24 protein-coding genes are annotated in these 20,634 nt (G+C 67.3%); 12 read left to right on the forward strand and 12 right to left on the reverse strand.

Going from position 1 to position 20,634, the window contains the following annotated elements; all coding sequences use genetic code 11:
- Nucleotides 1-137 precede the first annotated feature (137 nt).
- Together AB4Y92_RS05190 and AB4Y92_RS05195 are read right to left on the reverse strand one after the other, a co-directional pair.
- Nucleotides 138-2,021, reverse strand: a complete 1,884-nt coding sequence (locus tag AB4Y92_RS05190) for a CIA30 family protein (protein ID WP_441818668.1) — start codon at nucleotides 2,019-2,021, stop codon at nucleotides 138-140.
- Nucleotides 2,022-2,061: 40 nt separating this feature from the next.
- Nucleotides 2,062-2,259, reverse strand: coding sequence for a hypothetical protein (locus tag AB4Y92_RS05195; protein WP_441818669.1), 198 nt, complete (start codon nucleotides 2,257-2,259; stop codon nucleotides 2,062-2,064).
- 428 nt (nucleotides 2,260-2,687) lie between these two features.
- Between AB4Y92_RS05195 and AB4Y92_RS05200 the strand changes: the two genes are divergently transcribed.
- The 5 genes from AB4Y92_RS05200 to upp all read left to right on the forward strand — a co-directional run bounded on the left by AB4Y92_RS05200 (nucleotide 2,688) and on the right by upp (nucleotide 6,337).
- The gene (locus AB4Y92_RS05200) at nucleotides 2,688-4,187 is read left to right on the forward strand and encodes an aminotransferase class III-fold pyridoxal phosphate-dependent enzyme (protein ID WP_441818670.1); all 1,500 of its coding nucleotides are present in this window, start codon (nucleotides 2,688-2,690) and stop codon (nucleotides 4,185-4,187) included.
- A 108-nt stretch (nucleotides 4,188-4,295) separates the two neighbouring features.
- Entirely contained in the window at nucleotides 4,296-4,538 is a 243-nt protein-coding gene (locus tag AB4Y92_RS05205) for a hypothetical protein (protein WP_036101983.1), read from the forward strand.
- Nucleotides 4,539-4,570: 32 nt separating this feature from the next.
- A complete protein-coding gene (locus AB4Y92_RS05210) occupies nucleotides 4,571-5,017 on the forward strand; it encodes a hypothetical protein (RefSeq protein WP_441818671.1) in 447 nt (148 codons plus the stop codon).
- Nucleotides 5,018-5,057: 40 nt separating this feature from the next.
- Nucleotides 5,058-5,369, forward strand: a complete 312-nt coding sequence (locus AB4Y92_RS05215; protein WP_441818672.1) for a hypothetical protein — start codon at nucleotides 5,058-5,060, stop codon at nucleotides 5,367-5,369.
- A 332-nt stretch (nucleotides 5,370-5,701) separates the two neighbouring features.
- Nucleotides 5,702-6,337, forward strand: a complete 636-nt coding sequence (gene upp / locus AB4Y92_RS05220) for a uracil phosphoribosyltransferase (protein WP_057943655.1) — start codon at nucleotides 5,702-5,704, stop codon at nucleotides 6,335-6,337.
- Nucleotides 6,338-6,469: 132 nt separating this feature from the next.
- On the opposite strand, the gene AB4Y92_RS05225 is transcribed toward upp, so the two are convergent.
- From AB4Y92_RS05225 to rsmD, 8 genes are all read right to left on the reverse strand, one after another.
- Entirely contained in the window at nucleotides 6,470-7,240 is a 771-nt protein-coding gene (locus AB4Y92_RS05225) for a TMEM43 family protein (RefSeq protein WP_441818673.1), read from the reverse strand.
- Nucleotides 7,237-8,127 carry an MBL fold metallo-hydrolase gene (locus AB4Y92_RS05230; RefSeq protein WP_441818674.1) on the reverse strand — a complete coding sequence of 297 codons (891 nt, stop codon included), beginning with the start codon at nucleotides 8,125-8,127 and terminating at the stop codon, nucleotides 7,237-7,239. The genes AB4Y92_RS05225 and AB4Y92_RS05230 overlap by 4 nt, the downstream gene beginning before the upstream one ends.
- A 167-nt stretch (nucleotides 8,128-8,294) precedes the next feature.
- Nucleotides 8,295-8,879 (reverse strand): hypothetical protein, encoded by a 585-nt coding sequence (locus AB4Y92_RS05235; RefSeq protein ID WP_441818675.1) that lies wholly within the window; start codon nucleotides 8,877-8,879, stop codon nucleotides 8,295-8,297.
- A gap of 96 nt (nucleotides 8,880-8,975) precedes the next feature.
- Nucleotides 8,976-10,700, reverse strand: a complete 1,725-nt coding sequence (ggt, locus tag AB4Y92_RS05240) for a gamma-glutamyltransferase (RefSeq protein ID WP_441818676.1) — start codon at nucleotides 10,698-10,700, stop codon at nucleotides 8,976-8,978.
- Between the two features lie 38 nt (nucleotides 10,701-10,738).
- Nucleotides 10,739-10,987, reverse strand: coding sequence for a YfhL family 4Fe-4S dicluster ferredoxin (locus AB4Y92_RS05245; RefSeq protein WP_057943660.1), 249 nt, complete (start codon nucleotides 10,985-10,987; stop codon nucleotides 10,739-10,741).
- Between the two features lie 596 nt (nucleotides 10,988-11,583).
- Nucleotides 11,584-12,078 carry a hypothetical protein gene (locus AB4Y92_RS05250; protein ID WP_441818677.1) on the reverse strand — a complete coding sequence of 165 codons (495 nt, stop codon included), beginning with the start codon at nucleotides 12,076-12,078 and terminating at the stop codon, nucleotides 11,584-11,586.
- Between the two features lie 42 nt (nucleotides 12,079-12,120).
- The gene (gene coaD, locus AB4Y92_RS05255) at nucleotides 12,121-12,624 is read right to left on the reverse strand and encodes a pantetheine-phosphate adenylyltransferase (RefSeq protein WP_441818678.1); all 504 of its coding nucleotides are present in this window, start codon (nucleotides 12,622-12,624) and stop codon (nucleotides 12,121-12,123) included.
- A 173-nt stretch (nucleotides 12,625-12,797) separates the two neighbouring features.
- Nucleotides 12,798-13,442 (reverse strand): 16S rRNA (guanine(966)-N(2))-methyltransferase RsmD, encoded by a 645-nt coding sequence (gene rsmD / locus AB4Y92_RS05260; protein ID WP_441818679.1) that lies wholly within the window; start codon nucleotides 13,440-13,442, stop codon nucleotides 12,798-12,800.
- A 65-nt stretch (nucleotides 13,443-13,507) separates the two neighbouring features.
- On the opposite strand from rsmD, the gene ftsY reads away from it, so the two are divergent.
- The 6 genes from ftsY to AB4Y92_RS05290 all read left to right on the forward strand — a co-directional run bounded on the left by ftsY (nucleotide 13,508) and on the right by AB4Y92_RS05290 (nucleotide 18,460).
- Nucleotides 13,508-14,851, forward strand: coding sequence for a signal recognition particle-docking protein FtsY (gene ftsY / locus AB4Y92_RS05265; protein ID WP_441818680.1), 1,344 nt, complete (start codon nucleotides 13,508-13,510; stop codon nucleotides 14,849-14,851).
- 6 nt (nucleotides 14,852-14,857) lie between these two features.
- Nucleotides 14,858-16,204 carry a hypothetical protein gene (locus AB4Y92_RS05270; protein ID WP_441818681.1) on the forward strand — a complete coding sequence of 449 codons (1,347 nt, stop codon included), beginning with the start codon at nucleotides 14,858-14,860 and terminating at the stop codon, nucleotides 16,202-16,204.
- 6 nt (nucleotides 16,205-16,210) lie between these two features.
- Nucleotides 16,211-17,365 (forward strand): A/G-specific adenine glycosylase, encoded by a 1,155-nt coding sequence (gene mutY / locus AB4Y92_RS05275; RefSeq protein ID WP_441818682.1) that lies wholly within the window; start codon nucleotides 16,211-16,213, stop codon nucleotides 17,363-17,365.
- A 58-nt stretch (nucleotides 17,366-17,423) separates the two neighbouring features.
- Complete coding sequence (locus tag AB4Y92_RS05280; protein ID WP_215057408.1) at nucleotides 17,424-17,693, forward strand: oxidative damage protection protein; 270 nt, start codon at nucleotides 17,424-17,426, stop codon at nucleotides 17,691-17,693.
- Nucleotides 17,694-17,847: 154 nt separating this feature from the next.
- A complete protein-coding gene (locus AB4Y92_RS05285) occupies nucleotides 17,848-18,102 on the forward strand; it encodes a hypothetical protein (protein WP_441818683.1) in 255 nt (84 codons plus the stop codon).
- A 100-nt stretch (nucleotides 18,103-18,202) separates the two neighbouring features.
- A complete protein-coding gene (locus AB4Y92_RS05290) occupies nucleotides 18,203-18,460 on the forward strand; it encodes a DUF6289 family protein (RefSeq protein ID WP_441818684.1) in 258 nt (85 codons plus the stop codon).
- Nucleotides 18,461-18,529: 69 nt separating this feature from the next.
- Here AB4Y92_RS05290 and AB4Y92_RS05295 read toward each other — a convergent pair whose 3' ends face one another.
- Both AB4Y92_RS05295 and AB4Y92_RS05300 read right to left on the reverse strand, forming a co-directional pair.
- Entirely contained in the window at nucleotides 18,530-19,039 is a 510-nt protein-coding gene (locus AB4Y92_RS05295) for a GNAT family N-acetyltransferase (protein WP_441818685.1), read from the reverse strand.
- Nucleotides 19,040-19,110: 71 nt separating this feature from the next.
- Nucleotides 19,111-19,371, reverse strand: coding sequence for a YjhX family toxin (locus AB4Y92_RS05300; protein ID WP_441818686.1), 261 nt, complete (start codon nucleotides 19,369-19,371; stop codon nucleotides 19,111-19,113).
- A gap of 315 nt (nucleotides 19,372-19,686) precedes the next feature.
- On the opposite strand from AB4Y92_RS05300, the gene AB4Y92_RS05305 reads away from it, so the two are divergent.
- Nucleotides 19,687-20,613: a hypothetical protein gene (locus tag AB4Y92_RS05305; protein WP_441818687.1), complete on the forward strand. Its 927-nt coding sequence runs from the start codon at nucleotides 19,687-19,689 to the stop codon at nucleotides 20,611-20,613.
- The last annotated feature ends 21 nt before the right edge of the window (nucleotides 20,614-20,634 follow it).

The following is a 20,634-nucleotide window of genomic DNA, read 5'->3' on the forward strand; positions in this document are numbered from 1 at the left end:
CGCCGAAGCGGGCCTTGATCAATGCATGTACGGCGGGTATTGCAGCCACGTCTTCACCTGTAGGTGTGGAATCGAGGCATGGCCCACGTGTGGTTCTGAATGATTCAGGCACCCCCGTGCCACGATCGATGCGGACTTTAGCGGAGTTCGACGGCCTCGATCTCGAATGAGAACGGCCCCGGCGCGCCCATCGCGCTCACCGCGATGCCGCGCAAACGCTTCAAATCGACGTTGGGCATGGTCGCCAGCGGCACGCGCACCTCCTGCCATTGCTTGCCGGCCGGGATCGTTTGCATGCCCGGACGGCCGTTTTTGTCCGCGCCGGAGAACACGAACAAGGTCAGGGCGTGTCCGTCGCCACGCAGGCGGAAGCTCAGCTCGCGCACCGCGCTCGCGTCGGCCACGCCCATCGGCACCTGTGAGGGATTGAACATCAATCCGGCCCAGGGCTGGGCGAAACCGGTCGTCAATTCGCCCTTGGCCTGGAGCGAAGGCGCCTGGCCGCCGCCCTGCCCGGCCTGCAGAACCGAGGTGGAGGTGCCGCCCATGTAGGCGTCGCTGGTGGCCAGCCAGCGCTCGCTCGGCTTGCCGTCGATGAACAGCGCGATCGGGCCCGTCGCGACCGTCGGCACGTTGGCGCCGATCGCGCGGCTCACCGGATAGCCGTTCTTCCAGATCGTGCGGACGGCGCGGGTGGCGGTGATGTCGGTGGTCGGATCGCCATCGACCAGCAACAGGTCCGCGCGCAGGCCCGGCGCGATACGGCCGCGATCGTCGAGCTTGAAGCTGCGCGCCGGCACCGAGGTCGCCGCGCGCAGGGCTTCGACCGGGGTCAGGCCGGCGCGCACCAGCAGATCGAGTTCGCCGTGTTCGCTGGCGCCGTGGGTGGTGCCGGGATTGCCGGCGTCGGTGCCGGCCAGCAGCGGCACGCCGGCCGCGTGCAGATTGCGCACGTTCTCCAGCGACTTATTGAGAACCTCCGCGGCGCTGGGCCCGGCGCGGAAACTGTTGCCCAATAGGTCTTTCTGCGGCTGCTGCAGCCACGGCGCGATGCGCGGATCGGCGGCGAGGCGGGCGCCTTCGCCCGCGCTGGCGACCGAAGCCATCACGCTCAGCGTCGGCACCACGAAGGCTTTGTTGCGCTTGATCGCGGCGATCAGCTTGGGATCGTCGATGCGGTCGCCGTTGATGTGGACCAGGCCGTCGGCGCCGGCATCGATCGCCAGCGCGGCCTCTTCTTCCAGCGATACGTGCACGACCGCCAGACGCTTGCGCGCATGCGCGGCCTTGATCGCCGCGCGCAGCGCCGGTTCGCTCAAGGTCGCCATGCGCGGCTTGCCGTTGGCGTCGCGGGCCTGTTCCAGCACCAGCTTGATGTAGTCCGAACCTTCCTCGATGCGCGCATCGACGAAGGCCTGGGCCTGGGCGGGATCGTCCAGGGTCGGGATCGCGAAGCCGTATTCGGTGCCATGGCCGCCCTTGGCCGTGACCAGGGTGCCGGCCGACCACAGATCGGCCTGCGTGGTCTTGGCGCGGCTTTCGCGCTCGCGCTTGGCCGCGGCCAGCAGGTGGTGGTCGGTGAACATGTCCAGTTCGGTGGTCACGCCGAAGCGCAGCGCGTCGCCGCGGGCATCGCCCCAACTGTGCACGTGCGAGTCGATCAGGCCCGGCAGCAGGGTCTGGCCGGCACCGTCCAGCACCGGCACGCCGTCGGGCACTTTCACCTTCGCGCCGACTTCGGCGATCAGGCCGTCGCGCACCAGCACCGTCGCCGACGGCAGCACGCGTTCGCCGTCGAACACCCGCACCTGGCGGATCGCGAACTGCAGCGACGGCGCGCCCGCGGACGGATCGGCCGGGGCTGCGGCTTCGGAGGCGGCCGGCGTCTGCGCGGCGGCGGCCGGCGGCTCGGCGGCGAAGGCCGCGGCGCTGGCGAGCAGGCCCAGCAGCAGGCCGGCGCTCAGCGCGGTGCGGGTCAGGGTTCGGGCCTGGCGGAACCGGGCCGGTGTCATCGGGTGCATACGGATCTCCATGAATAGGTACGCCTGCGGCAGCCGTCGTTCAGAGGCTGCGCTGCGGGCCGGCGCGGTCTTGCCGGCGCAGGCCTGGGAAAATGGGTTGGTATTGCGAACGCCGCGGCAGCGCGCCGACGGCGCGGCCATGAGCCGGACGCGCCGCCTTGGCCGCCGGGATCTCGCCCGGATCCGGTTGCCGCGCGGCCACGGCGACGACGCGATGGAAGGGATGGATCGCGTTCATGGCCGAACCTCACGCGGTTGCCGGAAGGTGCGGCCACTGTCGGTTTCGCGATCGTTCCGCGGCAGTGCACGAAGACATTCATCGCCGGTGACAAGCGTCACCAGCGGTACGAAACGCGGCCCGGGCGGGCAGTCTGAACCTGCGCAGGCAGGGGGTTATCGGCGAACGCAGCACGTGATAGACTCGCATAAATCATTGAAATGAAACGAAAAATCGTCAAAAGGCCATGGCCTTACGCAAAATTTTTGCGCGATGTTTCGGGGTTTCAACGAGTTACGCGGGGACTGCGTCCTGGTCCTCTTCGTTCGATGTGAGAGATGGCGCTTGGCGGCCGGGGGGCTGCTGCAACCGCGCGCGTCCAGCCATGAAGGCGGACCGGTCTCCCACGCAACACACGGCACGACGCCGACGACCTTTTGGAGATCGAGATGACCAATTTGCTCAGCCAACTCGCGCCGCTGCGCGCGCATGCCGGCAAGCGCCGCACCGTCGGCCTGGACGACGACACCGTCGCCCGCTTCGCCGTCACCCATCCCGATCTGGGCGAAGCCATCGCCGCCGCCGCCGCCGAGTACGCGCTGGTGCGCGATCTGCACGCCGACTTGCTCGAGCTGGACGAAGACGCGCAGATCGACGCGGTCCAGCAGGGCTACGTCAATTTCTATCCCGACGACGGCGTCAACCCGTACATCGCCCTGGCCGCGCGCGGCCCGTGGGTGATCACCCTCAAGGGCGCGGTGCTGCACGACTCCGGCGGCTACGGCATGCTCGGCTTCGGCCACACGCCCTCGGCGGTGATCGCGGCGATGGCCAAGCCGCAGGTGATGGCCAACATCATGACCCCGTCGCTGTCGCAGCTGCGCTTCGAGCGCGCCCTGCGCGCGGCCATCGGCGTGAACCGCGGCGGCTGTCCGTTCGAGCGCTTCTTCTGCCTGAATTCGGGTTCCGAATCGGTCTCGCTGGCCGCGCGCATCGCCGACGTCAACGCTAAGCTGATGACCGACCCGGGCGCCAAGCACGCCGGCCGCGCGATCAAGCGCGTGGTGGTCAAGGGCAGCTTCCACGGCCGCACCGAGCGTCCGGCGCTGTACTCGGATTCCTCGCGCAAGGCCTACAGCCAGCACCTGGCCAGCTACCGCGGCGAGGATTCGGTGCTCACCGTCGAGCCGTACGACATCGACGCGCTGAAGAAAATCTTCAGCGACGCCGAAACCAACCACTGGTTCATCGAAGCGATGTTCCTGGAACCGGTGATGGGCGAAGGCGACCCGGGCCGCGGCGTGCCGCCGGCGTTCTACGCCGCCGCGCGCGAACTCACCCGCAACCACGGCTCGCTGCTGCTGGTCGATTCGATCCAGGCCGGCCTGCGCGCCCACGGCGTGCTGTCGATCATCGATTACCCCGGCTTCGAAGGCCTGGACGCGCCGGACATGGAGACCTATTCCAAGGCCCTCAACGCCGGCCAGTACCCGTTGTCGGTGCTCGCCGTCGGCGATCGCGCCGCCTCGCTGTACCGCAAGGGTCTGTACGGCAACACCATGACCAGCAACCCGCGCGCGCTCGACGTCGCCGTCGCCGTGCTCGAACACGTCACCCCGGAACTGCGCGCCAACATCCGCGCGCGCGGCGCCGAGGCGATCGCCAAGCTGGAGAAGCTCAAGAGCGAGCTCGGCGGCCTGATCACCAAGGTCCAGGGCACCGGCCTGCTGTTCTCGTGCGAACTGGCCCCGCAGTTCAAGTGCTTCGGCGCCGGTTCCACGGAAGAGTGGCTGCGCGAACGCGGCATCGGCGTGATCCACGGCGGCGTCAACTCGCTGCGTTTCACCCCGAACTTCACCATCGGCAGCGACGAGCTGGAACTGCTGGTGTCGATGGTCGGCCGCGCCCTGCGCGAAGGCCCGCGCGCGCAGCAGGCCGCGGCGGCCTGACGGCCTGGGAGTGAGTGGAGAAGAGTGAGGAGTGAGCGAAAGCCGCTTCTCGCTCTTACTCACTCCTCACTCTTCTTCACTCACTACTGCTCCAAAGGAGCCAATGGAATGATCCGTTTGTCGAACAAGGAAACCGGCGCCGACATCGGCGAGATCAGCGAAGAAGAGCTGCAGATCCTGGTGGCCGCGCTGGAAGAAGAAGACAGCAAGGACCAGGACTACTGGATCGACCACGCCGTGGTCGACATGATCGAGATCGATCACCTCAACGCCGGCTCGCTGATCACCGTGCTGCGCGCAGCGATCGGCGGCAGCGACGGGATCGAGATTCAGTACGTGCGTACGGCCTGAGCCCCGCGCACCTTCACAGCCCGATCCAAGCCATGCCGTTGCCGCGCATACTCGGCGCTGCGGAATTCCGTCTGCCTCCGGTAGACGGATTTCATCTGCCGGACGGGCGCATTTTCGCCCTGCATGGATGCCCCGACGGGGATTTTCGTGTCGCGGCGCAGGCCTCGCCTCCCGCACCGGCCGACGACATCGGATTTGCGACGCTCTACCCCTCATTCGAAACCCGGCACCCCGACGGACACGAAGCCTTGGTCGGCGGCGACGGCGCCTGGGAGGGCGAAGGTTTCCTGGCGTTGATCGACTTGGCCACGCAAACGCCGACGTGGATCTTCTATTGCGTAACGGCCGAAATCTTCATCTCCGGCGCTTTCGAGCCTCACTGCATCCAGGCGGTCTCGCTTGGCGACGTCTATCGTTATCACTGGTCGTTCGATCGCACGTTGCCGCCCACGATCCGCATCGAACGCAGCCGCGCGTGAATGCTCGGCCGCGGCGGCAGAACAAGGAGCAAGTTCGCTCATGGCCCTCGACCTGATCCAGGCCCGGCACGAGCGCGAGATCCACACCTCGCGCAAGCTGTTCGCCATCGACGAGATGCTGCATTCGCAGTTGCTGGCCCGGGCGCAGCCGCGCGACGAGTATCCGCTGCTGCACAAGTTGCGCGACTACTACGCCGACAGCACCTTGTTGTTGGGCGAGTTGCCGGGCTTGCAAGCGGAGTTGATGCGGATCGGGGCCAAGTTCACCGATCCCACCCAGGTGCATGAGTTCTCGCGCTTCGTCGAGCAGGCGCTAGCCGACGGCGACAACCTCTACGCCACCGCCGATTAAGCTGCAAGGCCAAGACATCCCAACCTATTGGGTTCCCCCCTTTGAAAAAGGGTGAAGGGCCGCGCTTGCGAACCTCAGGTTCGCGCGGCACTGAACGCCCACAGGCTGTGCCTGTGGGCCGGAGGGCCAGGGGGGATTTGCTTTTGCTTTCCCCCGCAGAAGCAACAGCAAAGGCAAAAGCAAATCCCCCGCGACGCTTCGCGTCGTCCGCCCCCTTTTTCAAAGGGGGCAACAGCAAGAGCCTTCGGCTGACGAATCCACGCTTGCGCCCCGCCCCGCAACCGTCAATCCTTTGCAACAACGATCGCCCGCCCCCGCACCCAGGCCGCCCAATGAAAATCGTCGAAGTCCGCCACCCCCTCGTCCAACACAAACTCGGCCTGATGCGCCGCGCCGACAACAGCACCAAGTCGTTCCGCGAGTTGGCCTCGGAAGTCGCGACCCTGCTCACCTACGAAGCCACCGCCGACCTCGAAACCGAGGAAGCCGTGGTCGAAGGCTGGGCCGGGCCGGTCGTCACGCGCCGGATCAAGGGCGCCAAGGTCACTCTGGTGCCGATCCTGCGCGCCGGCCTGGGCATGCTGCCGGGTGTGCTGGAGCTGATTCCGGCGGCCAAGGTCGGCGTGGTCGGCCTGCAGCGCGACGAACAGACGCTGCAGCCGGTCGGCTACTACGAAAAACTCACCGGACGCATGGAAGAGCGCACCGCGCTGATTCTCGATCCGATGCTCGCCACCGGCGGCAGCCTGATCGCGACGGTGGATCTGCTCAAGAACGCCGGCTGCAAGCGCATCAAGGGGCTGTTTCTGGTCGCGGCGCCGGAAGGATTGAAGGCGCTGGAAGCCAAGCACCCGGATGTGGAGGTGTTTACCGCGTCGGTGGATGAGCGGCTCAACGAGGTCGGCTACATCCTGCCGGGGTTGGGCGATGCGGGCGACAAGATTTTCGGAACCAAGCATTACGCTTGACGTGTTGGCTCATGGTTTGCTGATCGAAAAGCGTCGGGGCTGAAAGCCCCTCCCACAACAGACGCCGAAGCCACGCAATCTTTTGTGGGAGGGGCTTTCAGCCCCGATGCCTTTCGTTCCGCTCGCGCGAAACTATCTCCGCGCCTGCCGCCGCTTACGCAGCCGATACAACACGATCAGCGCCAACACCACCGCCACCGCGAACCACCCCGGCGACCAGCCGCGGGTTGCAGGTTTCGCCGCCGCCGGCGCGAGCGGCTCACGCGCCGGCGCTGCGTTCAAGGCCGCCGCGGCCGCTTCCGGGCGCAGACGCCACACGCCTTCGCGCAATTCCAGTTTGCCTTCCAACGCCGGCAACCGCAGTTCGCGCCAACTCACGCGCAAATCGCCGATCTGCGGATCGAGCGGATTCTCCGAACTGCCCAGGCCATCGCCCTCGGGCTGAAACGTCGCCGCCAGGTTCGACGGCAAACGGCTGAAATTAGGCCGGAACACCCGCCACTCGCCGATCGCGCGCAAAACCTCGCTGCCCAGCGGTTTGCCGTCGAGCGTCGCCGACTCCGACCACCAGCGCCGGTTCTCCAGCGGCATCCGCGACGGATTGGCGTGACCGGGCGAGTACCCGCTGGAATCGATCGGCGCCGCGTTCCACACGCGCTCGTAACCGTCGCCCTGCGAAGCGATGCCGAACTCGCGCCGCCACTGATACATCTCGACCCGACGGTCCAGGCCGAACTGCCGCGTCAGCACGCCGAAATCGCGATCGCTCAGCGCCTTGCCGCTGATCGGTTCGCCCACCGGCTCGCCGTCTTCGGCGTCCTGCGCCCAGGCCGCGCCCGCGCAGGCCAGCATCGCGACCAGCGCGATCGCGCGCCAGCGCCGCGCTGGGCGGCGCAAATTCATGCAGCCAGCGCCCGCGCCTGCAGTTCGGCGACTTCGTGCACGGTGCCGAACTTGCCCTTGTCGTCGCGCACCACCTGCGCCAGCGCGCAACCCGGGTCGTGGGTGAAGAACAGATGCACGTTGCGTTCGAGCTTGTCGCTGAGAAAGGCTTTCTTCTCATCGATCAGCAGCTCGGCGTTGCGGTCGTAGCCCATGGTGATCGGCACGTGCACCCACGGCCGGCCCGGAATCAGGTCGGCGCAGAACACCACGCCGCCGTGCGGCTGGCCCTGGACCTGCTCGGGGCCGACGATCTCGGCCAGCATCAGTCCCGGCGTGTGGCCGTCGCTGTAATGGAAACGCACGGCGCCGCCGAGCAACTTCGAATACTCGCCCTCGACCAGTTCCAGCCGGCCGGTGGCTTCCAGCAGCGCCGGCAGTTCGGCGATGAAGCTGGCGCGATCGCGCGGATGCGGCTGCAGCGCGCGCTGGTAGTGCTCGCGCCCGACCAGATACGAGGCATTGGGGAACAGCAGGCGCGGCGCCTGCCCTTCGGCCCACGGCGCGAGCAGTCCGCCGGCGTGATCGAAGTGCAGATGCGAGAGCACCACCACGTCGATGTCTTCCGGCGCGAAGCCGGCCTTGGCCAGCGAATCGATCAGCACATGGCGCTCTTCGACCACGCCGTAACGCTCGCGCAGCTTGGGTTCGAAGAACGCGCCGATGCCGGCCTCGAACAACACCGTCTTGCCGGCCAGCGGGCTGGCGAGCAAGGCGCGGCAGGCCAGCTCGATGCGGTTTTGATCGTCGGGCGGCGACCATTTGGCCCACATCGCCCGCGGCGCGTTGCCGAACATCGCGCCGCCGTCGAGTTTCTGCGAGTTGCCGAGGATCGACCAGAGCTTCATGGCTGCACCGCCCGGGTTGCGGGCATTGGCGGGGGATGGCTGATTTTAGCCGGAACCAGCCTCGGGAATCGGGAATGGAGAATCGGGAATCGTCCGGGCATTCACTGTAGCTTCCCGCCCGGCTTTTGCCCTTTCCATTCCCTATTCCCGATTCCCCATTCCCGGCACTACTGCGGCGTCGCCACCGTCGCGAAGTGAAAAATGAACTCGCCGTCGCGGCCGTCGGCGGAGACCACGCGCACCGGCGCCAGCGGTTTGTCGGCGACCAAGGTGGCGGTGCCGCTGGCCGACAGCTTGCTGATCAGCCCGGCCGAGCGGCCGTTGATCTTGATCAGCATCTCCTGCCCCGGGACCAGCATCACGCGGCCCATCGACGGGTCGCTGCCGCGCGGAGTGACGTTGCGGCCTTCCTCGGTGTCGATGTAGTCGCGCGAAGGCAGTTCGAACAGATCCTGGCCGCCGGCGCTGACCTGAAACGACCACGAAGTGCTGCCGCTGGTGCCGTCGTTGATCACTTCGATCTTTTCCAGCGTCAGCAGCACCGAATAGCGCGAAGGCGCCTTGGGCAGGTCGGGCTTGACCGCGGGCGTGGCGGCCGGCGACTGCGTCGTCGGCGCGGGCGGCGTCTTGTCCTTGAGGCCGCCGATCTCGCGCACGTTGTTGACCAGCGTGGTCAGAGCGACCAGAAAAGCGACCGCGGCGACCGAAATCGCGGTGACGCGGGTGTACCAAGGCTTGTTCTCGTCGCTCACTGACCTGTTTCCCCTGTCCTTGCCTGGGCCGCTGCCCATGCGGCGCAATCTACTTCACCGCATGGCCGCCGCGCCATCGCACGGCGGCCGTCCGCGTCAGGGCCGGCTCAGCAGCACCGCGGCCTGGCCGACCGGATTGCGCGGATCGGTGCCGCCGGACAAGGTGTTGTCATGCTTGTTCCACATCACCGTCTGCAGATTGCCCCAGGGCGATTCGGCGGCGTTGACCTTGTGGCCCATGGCCTGCAGCTTGGCGACGGTGTCGGCGTCGAGCGCGCCGGCTTCGGCCGAGATCACGTCGGGCAACCACTGGTGATGGATGCGCGGTTGGTCGGCGACCTTCTGCGGCGCCAGGCCGGCGTCGTAGGCCAGCACCGCCAGCAGCACCTGGGTGATGATGCGGCTGCCGCCGGGCGCGCCGACCGCGATCACTTTGTCCTTGGACTCCATGAAACTCGGCGTCATCGAGCTGAGCATGCGCTTGCCCGCTTCCGGCGCGTTGGCGGCGAAGCCCATCACGCCGAAGGCGTTCGGCGTGCCCGGGCGCAGGGCGAAATCGTCCATCTCGTTGTTGAGCAGCACGCCGGTGCCCGGCGCGACCAGGCCCGAGCCGTACAGCAGGTTGACGGTCTGGGTGGCCGAGACGCGGTTGCCGTCGTGATCGATGATCGAAAAATGCGTGGTCTCGTCGTCTTCCAGCGGCGCCGGCTGACCCGACAGCAGGTCGCTGGGCGTGGCCTTGTCCGGATGGATGGTGGCGCGCAGGCCGGCGGCGTAATCGGCGCTGGTCAGGCGCGCCAGCGGGATCTTCACGAAGTCCGGATCGCCCAGGTAAATGGTGCGGTCGCGATACGCGCGGCGCATGGCCTCGGCGATGATGTGGGTGCGGTGCGCGGGATCGAGCTTGCTCAGGTCCCAGCCTTCGAGAATCTGCAGGATCTCGGCGAAGGCCACGCCGCCCGACGACGGCGGCGGCGCGGTGACGATGTCCCAGCTGCGGTACTTCAGGCGCAGGGGTTCGCGTTCGCGCACCTTGTAGCCGGACAATTCCTCAGGCTTCCATTGGCCGCCTTCTTCCTTGACCGAAGCGAGCAGCTTCTGCGCGACTTCGCCGCGATAGAAGCCATCGAAGCCCTTCTCGCCCAGCAGTTCCAGCGTGCGCGCCAGATCGGGCTGCTTGAAGATTTCGCCGACCTTGGGCGGATCGCCGTCGGCCAGATAGACCTCGCGCGTGCCGCGGTAACGCTCCATCACTTCGCGCCGGCTGCCGTAGCTTTTTTCCAGGCGCGCGTAGACCGGGAAGCCTTCGCGGGCGATGCGGATCGCCGGCGCCAGCGACGTCTTCAGCGGCAGCTTGCCGTACTTCTGCGCGAGATGGACCAGTGCCGCCGGCAATCCGGGAATGCCCGCCGACCACGGGCCGTTGACGGAGCGATCGCGGTTGAGCTCGCCCTTCTCGTCCAGGAACGCCGCAGGCGTCGCCGCGGCGGGCGCGGTTTCGCGCGCGTCCAGGAAGATGTCGCGATTGGTCTTGGCGTCGTGCAGCAGGAAGAAACCGCCGCCGCCGATGCCGGAGCTGACCGGTTCGACCACCGACAAGGTCGAGGACACCGCGATCGCGGCATCGAAGGCGTTGCCGCCCTGGCGGACAATCTCAAGGCCGGCCTGCGCCGACAGCGAGTGGGCGCTGGCGATGACGGTCCCGGGCGGATGCGCGGCGGCGGACTTCGCCGTCTCGGCGGGCGCGGCCTTGGCGACGGGCGCCTTGGACAGCGCGGGCGCGGCGATCAGCAACAACGAAGCCAGTAAGCAGGCAGACATCAGACCGGCTCGCGGTCGCGGTGCCTTTCGCATCGGGTTCACTCCTGTTGTAGACGGCGCAGCTTTTCGAGCAGCTGCGGTTCGGATTCGACGAACTGCGGGTCTTTGTCGATGCACTCGACCGGGCACACGACCACGCATTGCGGTTCGTCGTAATGGCCCACGCACTCGGTGCAGCGGGCCGGATCGATCACATAGATGCTCTCGCCCTGGGAGATGGCCTGATTGGGACAGGCCGGCTCGCAGACGTCGCAGTTGACGCACAGCTCATTGATCTTCAGCGACATGGGGGTTCACGGGTGCCGGCGAAACCGCGCGATTCGCTGTACCGGCAAGGCCTTCAGTGTAGGCCCCCCGCCGCGCCCGGCATAGCGGCGGGCCGGGATGCTGCGTGCCGGGGGTGAGGGATTTGGCGGGTTCGGGCGGATTCGGTGCTCAGCGCCGCCCTTTTTGCCGTGCTGTTCCCCCTTTGAAAAAGGGGGCTGGAGGGATTTGCTTTTACGTCAGATCACCACGCACCCGCAAAAGCAAATCCCCCGCGCTGGAGCTTCTCGCGAAACCCGCTCTCCGCAGGCGCCGCCCCCTTTTTCAAAGGGGGCACTCACTGGCGCTGTCCTCCCCCTTCACCGTGCTGTTCCCCCCTTTGAAAAAGGGGGGCTGGGGGGATTTGCTTTTTACGTCAGATCACCCCGCACTCGCAAAAAGCAAATCCCCCGCGCTGCGGCTTCGCGCGAAACCCACTCTCCGCAGGCGCCGCCCCCTTTTTCAAAGGGGGCACTTCTTTCAAAGGGGCACCGACCCCACCAACGAAATCGGGCCGCACAAGGCGGCCCGATCCGGATACAACTGCCAGCCCGACCGCGCAAGCGGCCGAACCGCGCGCTTACTTGGCTTCGACGAAGATGTAGTTCACGCCGGCCGGTGTCACCGCGGCCTTGACGCGCTCGTTGTCGGCGGCGGCGCCGATGAAGATGAACTTGACGCCCTTCATGGTGGCCGGATCGACCTTGGTGAAGGAAGCCACGGCCAGGTCGGCGGTCTTGGCCGAGTCGGGCGAACCGAACGCGACCAGGTTGCCTTCCAGGATGCCGCGCGACATGTCGGCCTGCGACTTCTCCAGCATCAGGTCGTAGTCGCGCTGGAAGGTCGGCGAATCCGGCGCCGGCAGGACGTAGACGTAGGTGCTGCCGTTGACGCCGTCGAGGTTGCGCTTGACCACGTCGGTCAAATACGCGTTCCAGGCGTTTTCGTCGCTGGTCTTGGGCGCCGACAACGCCGCGGCTTCAACGGCGACCTCCTTCTTCTCCTCTTTCTGGCAGGCAGCCACGAACGGCAGCGCCAGGCAGGCGATCAACAGCAGACGGGAGGAAGTTTTCATCGGTAGGCCCCTTGGGTTCGGTTCGGGTGTGTCGTTGAGTGATCAGTTTTTCTTGCGTTGCCACTCGGCCTGCAGCGCTTGCGCCACCGCCGGCGGCACGAAGCCGGAAACGTCGCCGCCCAGGCGCGCGATTTCGCGCACCAGCGAGGACGAAATGAAGCCGTATTGCTCAGCCGGGGTCAGGAACAGGGTCTCGACCTCGGGAATCAGATGGCGGTTCATGCTGGCCAGCTGGAATTCGTATTCGAAGTCCGACACCGCGCGCAGGCCGCGCAGCAGCACGCCGCCGCCGACTTCGGCGACGAAATGCGCCAGCAGGCAATTGAAGCCGCGTACCTCGACATGAGCATGGTGCGCCACCGCCTGCCGCGCCAAGTCCACGCGGGTCGCCAGCGGCAGCGCCGGGCCTTTGCCCGGGCTCTCGGCGACGCCGATGATCATGCGTTCGAACAGCGGCGCGGCGCGATCGACCAGGTCGATGTGACCGTTGGTGATGGGGTCGAACGTGCCGGGATAGACGGCGATGCGGTTGCGGGCCGAGCTCATTCGATGTGTCGTTCGCTGCTGGAATGACGGGGAGCGGGTTGAGGCCGCCCCCGCCGGATGCGGCGCAGTGTAGCAGCCGTCCGCGCGGCCGGGTCACGGCCCGCCGGACGGCCCTCGGCGCGGTCGCGGCGGCGCGTCCGGCCGTCCCGGGCCGGCGCCGCTAACCCTGCAAATCAAGCGTCCAGGCGCCGATACAGCGCGTAACGCACATCGCGCGTGGCGCCTTCGCGATGCAGCGACCACGGCGGCGGCAATGCGACGGCCGTCGCGATCGGCGCTTCCACGTACAGCCAGGCCGAAGGCGCCAGCCTCGGCAACAAGGCCGGCCAGACCGCGTCCCACAGCCCGGCCGCGAACGGCGGATCGACGAAGGCCAGATCGAAACCGGCCCCGCCCTCGCCCGCCGCCGCCTGTCCGGCCAGCCAGCCCAGCGCGTCGGCCTGGACGATCTGCGCCGCCTCGCCCCCCTGAAGCCGCGCCGCCAGCGCGCGCAAGTTCGCCGCCAGCGCCGGGTCGCGTTCGACCAGCACCGCCGAAGCGGCGCCGCGCGACAGCGCCTCCATGCCCAGCGCGCCGCTGCCGGCGAACAGATCCAGCACGCGCGCGCCCGGCAGCGCCGGCAACAACCAGTTGAACAGGGTTTCGCGGACCCGGTCGGAAGTCGGGCGCAGGCCCGGCGAATCGGCGACGTCCAGGCGGGTGCCGCGCCAGCGCCCGCCGATGATGCGCACCTTGCCGGTCGGGGCGTCGGCGCCGCCCGGGCCTCGTCGGGACGGGCCAGAAGGGGCGCCAGGCGGGCCGCGTCGGGAATTGTTCATCGGGACTGTCCGGGGGCCGGTGCTAGCATGTGGAGATTCTCGCGCATGGCCCCATCTCCCGTCTCATGCTCAGTTTTTTCCGCCGCAAGAAAAACGAAACCGCCGCCGAGAAATCCTCCGAGCGCGGCTTCACCACCGAAGAATTGGCCGCCGCGTTTCCCGATGCGCAGGCCGATACGCACGTCGACGCGCAGCAAGCACCGTCGCCGGGCCTGTCGCCGCAAGTCGATGCGTCCGAACCCGACGCGCCGGTCACGCCAGCACCCAGCCCGCAGGCCTTCGCCGCCGAACCGCCGGTGCCGCCCGAGGTCGTGGCCGCGCTGCACGAAATCGAACCGCCGCTGCCGCAGCCTTCGGCGCCCGTGCCGCCGCCGGCCGCAACCTTCGCGCCGCCCGCCGCCGCGCCGAGCGCGCCTTCGCAGCAGACCATCTCGGCCGAAACCGAACCGGTCGCGCCGACCGACTACATCGACAAGCCGGCCGCGCCCGCCGGCAAGCAAGGCTGGCGCGACCGCCTGCGCGGCAGCGTGTTCGCGCGCAGCTTCGGCGGCCTGTTCTCGCGCAACCCGCGCCTGGACGACGACCTGCTCGACGAAATCGAAACCGCGCTGATCACCGCCGACGTCGGCGTCGGCGCCACCACCGCCCTGGTCGAAGGCCTGCGCAAGCGTATGAAGTCGCGCGAGTTCGCCGACGCCCAGGCGCTGCTGGCCGCCTTGCGCGCCGAGCTGATCGCGATGCTGCAGCCGGTGGCCAAGCCGCTGGTGATCGACGTCAACGCCAAACCCTTCGTGCTGCTGACCGTCGGCGTCAACGGCGTCGGCAAGACCACCACCATCGGCAAGCTGGCCAAGCGCTTTCGCGACGAAGGCCGGCCGCTGATGCTCGCCGCCGGCGACACCTTCCGCGCCGCCGCGGTGGCGCAGTTGCAGGCCTGGGGCGAACGCAACGGCGTGCCGGTGGTCGCTCAGGGCCAGAACGCCGATGCCGCATCGGTGGCATTCGACGCGCTGCAGGCGGCCAAGGCCCGCGGCACCCAAGTGCTGATCGCCGACACCGCCGGCCGTCTGCACACGCAACAAGGTTTGATGGCCGAACTGGGCAAGATCCGCCGTGTGCTCGGCAAGGTCGATCCGACCGCGCCGCACGAAGTGCTGATGGTGATCGACGGCACCACCGGGCAAAACGCTTTGTCGCAGCTGCGGCAGTTCCATGCGGCCGTGGGCGTAACCGGGTTGGTGGTGACCAAGCTCGACGGCACCGCCAAGGGCGGCGTGGTGTTCGCCCTGGCGCGCGAGTTCGGCATTCCGATCCGCTTCGCCGGCATCGGCGAACGCCCGGAAGACCTGCGCGTATTCGACGCGGAAGCCTTCGTCGACGCGCTGCTGCCCGAAGCGCTCGGCGGCTGAGGCGCGATGCCCGCCGAAACGACGGCGCCGCCGCAACGCCGTTCGCGCAAGCGGATCTACATCTTCCTTGCCTTGCTGCTGGCGGCGCTGATCGGCCTGCATTGGCTGACGCGGCCTAGCCAGGTCAGCTGGATCGTGTTGGCCCAGGCCGGCAATGCGCTCGGCCTTGAGATCAGCGCCGGCGGCGCCAGCGAATACCGGTTGCGCGGCACCCCGATGATCGTGGTGCGCGATCTGCTGGTGCGCGAGCCCGGCGCGGAAAAACCCCTGCTGCGCGCCGAACGCGCCTATCTGTCCCTGCCCTGGGCGACGATCCGCGCCGCCGGCGATTCGCTCGACATCGAACGGGTCGAACTCGACGCGCCGCAGATCGATATCGCGGCCTTGAATCATTGGCTGGCCACGCGCCCGCCTTCGACCGAGCCGATCAAGATTCCATCATTAAGCCGCGGCGCGCGGGTCGTGCGCGGACGATTGATCGGCGAAGGCTGGTCGGTGGAAAACTTCGGCGTGGATTTCGCCGAACTCGGCCCGGACAAACCGGTGCGCGGCCGCCTCGACGGACGCGTGCTCAGCGACGGCCTCGCGATCCCGTTCGACGTGGCCGCGACCTTGCAACGGCCTTCGCTCGCGCGCGGCGTCGGCATGGCCGGGAAAGTCTCGGTCGAGGCCAAGGACTGGACTTTGCCGATGCGCGTGCGGCTCGGCGCCCTGCTGCATTCGGGCGCCGATGGCCTCGGCCTGGATCGTCTGCGCCTGGGCGCGAACGCGCGTTACCGCGCCGGCGATACCGACCTGCCCTTCGTCTACGGCCTGGCCGGTCCGCTGCGTTATCGCGACGGCAAGCTGAGTCTGGCGCCGATGGGCGCGGTGTTGCGCGGCGACGCTGCGGCTACGAATGCATCCGCGGCCAAGGCATCGGCACCGAAGACCGCAGCGCCCGCGAGCCTGATCCCCGACCTCGACGCCCACGGCAGCTTCGCGTTCGGCGAGACGATGCAACTGCACTGGCAGGGAACGCTCGCGACCTGGCCCGCAGGCTGGCCGGCGCTGCCGCCGCCGCTGGGCCAATCCGATTCGCCGCTGCCGTTCCGACTCGATTACGAAGGCAAGGCGGATTTCTCCGGTCCCGCCGCACTGCAACTGCAACGCGATCAAACCCGTTTCGATGCCGGCTTCCGCCTGCCCGCCGTGCTGCAATGGCTGGACGCGAGCGAAGGCTCGCTGCTGCCGCCCTTGAGCGGACGCATGAGCACACCGAAGATCGAAATCTCCGGCGCCACTCTGGAAGGCGTCGAGATCGAAATCGAAGACGATCCGCCAGAACCCACTGCGCCGACCGCGGCGCGCTGAAAACCGATGACCTCCCGTAGCCAAAGCGCCAACGACTCCGCCCCGACCCGCAGCGGCAAGACTGGCCGCGCGAAGAAAACCGCCGCGCCGGTTCGCGATGCGCACGCGCCCGCCACCGCCAGCGGCGACGACGCCTTCGCCAGCCGCCTGCTGGCATGGTTCGACGTCAGCGGCCGCCACGATCTGCCCTGGCAACATCCGCGCTCGCCGTACCGGGTGTGGCTGTCGGAAATCATGCTGCAGCAGACCCAGGTCAAGACCGCGGCGCCGTACTTCGAGCGCTTCGTCGCCGCCCTGCCGGACGTGCCCGCGCTCGCCGCCGCTTCGCTCGACACCGTGCTCGGGCTGTGGTCGGGCCTGGGCTACTACGCCCGCGCGCGCAACCTGCATGCCGCGGCGAAGTTCTGCGTCGAACACCACGGCGGCGATCTGCCGCGCGAGCTCGACGCACTGACCGCGCTGCCCGGCATCGGCCGCAGCACCGCCGCGGCGATCGCTTCGCAGGCCTGGGGCGATCGCCACGCGATTCTCGACGGCAACGTCAAGCGCGTGCTCAGCCGCTATCACGGCATCGACGGCTATCCCGGCCTGCCGGCGGTGGAGCGGCAGTTGTGGACGCTGGCCGAATCGCATCTGCCGCACGCGCGCATGACCGACTACACCCAAGCGCAGATGGACCTGGGCGCGACCTTGTGCACGCGCGCCGATCCGTCCTGCATCCTGTGTCCGCTGCAGCACGATTGCGTTGCGCGTATCGAAGGCCGCGTCGCCGAACTGCCGGTGCCCAAGCCCGGCAAGGTTCCGCCGCAGCGTTACGCGCAGGTGCTGTGGCTGCTCGATCGCGACGGCCGCGTGCTGCTGCAACGGCGCCCGCCGGCCGGCATCTGGGCCTCACTGTGGACCTTGCCGCAAAGCGACGACGAAGCCCAGGCCGCGCGATGGTTCGGCGCGCACGTGCGCGGCGAATTCGCCGACGGCGCGGCGCTGGCGCCGGTCGCGCACGCCTTCAGCCACTACAAACTGGAATTGCAGCCGCGGCGCTGGCGCGAAGTCGCCTTGCGCGACGCGGTCGGCGACAATGACGACCTGCGCTGGTTCGCGCGCGATGAACTCGCATCGCTCGGCATTCCCGCGCCGATCCGCAAACTGATCGAATCCTGACCGCGGCCACTCGCGCCGCCGCGGCCACCTCCACCGTTCACCTCAACAGGATGTCCCCATGAGCCGCAGCGTTTTCTGCCAGTACGAACAGCGCGAGACCGAAGGCCTCGACTTCGTTCCTTGGCCCGGCGAACTGGGCAAGCGCGTTTACGCCAACATCGGCAAACCCGCCTGGGCCGCGTGGCTGGCGCACCAGACCATGTTGATCAACGAGAACCGGCTCTCGCCGCTGGACCCCAAGCACCGCGCTTTCCTGGAAGCGGAGATGGAGAAGTTCCTGTTCGGCGGCGGCGCCGAGAAGCCGGCCGGTTACGTGCCCGAGGCCTGAACAGCGCTCGCGCCGCGATCGTCGTTCGCGCCGCTTCAATCTGCGACCCAGTACCACACCTCGGCACCTCAGCGCGCGGGCGGTTTCGTGTAGAACCAGGATTCCGGTCGCGACCGGAAACCAGGCACCAGTTCACGCCATCAAGGAGAGGCCGATGTTCAAGACGAACAAAGCGCGGATGCGCATGCTGTCGCTGTCACTGCTCGCCGCCGGTCTGGCCGTAACGGCCGCCGCCTACGCGCTGCCGGTACCGCACGACGACGAAAGCTACAACTTCACGTTCTACTCCGACGCCAGCCGCACGGTCATCGTCGGCGAGCGTATCTACGGCAACTGCGGCGACCCGTATTCCTGGGGCCGCATGACGCCCTGGTCGAGTTACTACAAGACCACCTGCACGCCTCCCTGAGCCGGTTCCACCAGCTCATCCATCGCAGTTCAGACCACTGCCCGGCGCCGCTGTCGCCGACACGCGCAATGCGTGCGGGCAGGCCACAAGGAGAGTTGTCATGTCTGAAGTCAAGCAATCGTCCAAGCGCAAACTGTCGTTGATCCTGCTCGCCGCCGGCATGGCGGTATCGCTGGCCGCCGCCGCGCTGCCGCATGCAGGCCCGGGCCAGGGTTATGTGTTCACCTATTACTCCGATGCCAGCCACAGCGAAGAAGTCGGCGGCATGGCCTACGGCTCTTGCGGCGAACCCTTCGATTGGGGAACGCACACGCGTTACTTCACCTACGTCAAGGTGACTTGCAACCCGAATCCCTGAGTAGCGTTGATCGCGACCCAAAGCCCGGCGCATGCGCCGGGCTTTGTGTTTCCGCGATGACGCAAACCTTCAGTGGCTCTCGACAATGCCGAACGCGGGCGGATAGCTCACCCGCCCCGATTCGCCGCGCAGCGCGCCTTCGACCAGTTCCAACGCCATGAAGACCTCGCCGGAAAACGGCGCGGCGAGTTTGGCCGCCAACGCCGCGCTGAAGCCGAAGCGCGGGTAGTAGGCCGGATGCCCGACCACGACCACCGCTTCGAAACCGCTGTGCGCCAGACGCGCGAGCGCTTCGCGGATCAACATCGATCCCACGCCCGTGCCCTGGTAATCCGGGCGCACCGACACCGGCGCCAGACACAGCGCTTCGACCTCGCGGCCGTCCACGCTCACCGGTAAGACGGTGAACAGCGCGTGGCCGACCACTTGCCCGTCTTCGACCGCCACCAGCGACAGCCGCACCAGGCCGTCTTCGCGCAGGCGATCGACCAGATTGGCTTCGTCGTCGCCGCCGAACGCGGCCTGGGTGATCGCGCGGATCTGCGCGCGATGCGATTCGTTTTCGATCAGAACTTGCATATCGTCCTCCTGCCCGCACGCGGGCGCCGGATCGCGGACAGCACTGAACATCAGCAGGCTCAGCATGCCGGTCACCTATTATCGTATTGGGGACGCACCACCTGCCGTCCCAGATGAGTGATGCGATACGGGCCGCTGTCGCTGGAAGCGATCAACTGGCGCCGCTTGAGTTTCTGGAACACCGCCAGCGAGCAATCGGCAAGACGGAATCCGTCGCGGTTGTAGCAATCGATGGCGACGATGCGTGCGCCGTCATCGGCGCGGCGATGGTGGATTTCCCCACCCTGAGCCAGCGCGTGCAGGACGCGCTGCTCCAACTTGGAAATGTTCATTCGACATGTCGGTTGTAGCCGGAACGAACGCGACGGCGCGCACCCGCTTTGCGCGGATGGCGAACAGATTCGACGCGTTACCCACCTTCACGAAAGCGAAGGATTAGCGGGTGGCTACACTCTCAGACATGGTATCCCTCTGGGCCCGCCGGTCAGCGGTGATTGGGGAAGCGGAACGTAATGGGTCGGCGCGGCCATGTCAACCGCATGCGGCCGGCAGCGTGTGCGGCCGCGCGGCGGAATTTTTCTCGCGCGCGATTCGCGGCGACGAAGACACGCACGGCGATCGAGCGCGACGACTTCGATGATCGATGCATGACGCGTTCGCGTCGATCGCGTCGAGGCCGTCGAGATGAAACCGGAATCGAATCGCCGCGCGCACCGGCATCGGGCGAATGCGGGCGCGCACGTTTATCGAGCCCATCGACAAACTCAAAACGCGAAAAGCGAAAACAAACGGCCACGCCGATATTTCGCGACAATTTTTCTTCGCCGGAACATTTTCCGCCGTTTTCCCGGGGTAAACGGGTAATCCGGCGCGAATCAAAAGCGCGCACGCGACCCAATACTCAATTCATAGAAGCCGCCTGTTGCACTAAACAAAAGCGCGGAGTTTCCGCCTCGCTTTACCGCCGCTTGTCACGTTATTGGCATCGCCGAAGCGATAAAAAGCTTTTCAATATCGACGCTGCCGCGAACGTCGCCGCAGCGATGCCCGTGAGATACGAACACCGCTTCGACTTCAATCAGGGGGACCACATGGCCGCAACGACGCGCCTTCCCAAGGTATTGCTTGGCGGCATCGCGGTGATTCTCATCGCACTGGCGTGGAAGCCTTGGAGCCAGAATCGGCAAAGCGAAGACCCCGTCCCGACGCCCTCCTCCAGCGCGCTGTCCACGGACCCGACCGCGCCCGATGCCGCATCGGCCGGCCACAGCGCCAACGCCGGCACCACCGCGCCCAGCGCGCAAACTGTCGCCGCCGAACGCGCCCGCAACATCTCCAGCCAGGCGCAACCGCCGCGCACCTACACAGGTCCGGACGGCAAGCAGCACGAGATCGTCTACAACCAGGGCCTGAACCTCTCGCCCGGCACGCGCGAACAACTCAAGAGACAGTTGCTCGCACAGATGCAGCAGCATCCCGATGCGGTGTCCCGCATCTACGCGATCAGCAAAGACGATATCGCAGCCGTCGTCGCCGGCACCAAACCCTTCCCCGACGAGCTGCTTAATCAATAAGCGGACTCAGGCGTCGGCGGC

Origin of the sequence: Lysobacter sp. TAB13 (assembly GCF_052113885.1) — a bacterium.
Lineage (GTDB): Bacteria > Pseudomonadota > Gammaproteobacteria > Xanthomonadales > Xanthomonadaceae > Lysobacter > Lysobacter gummosus.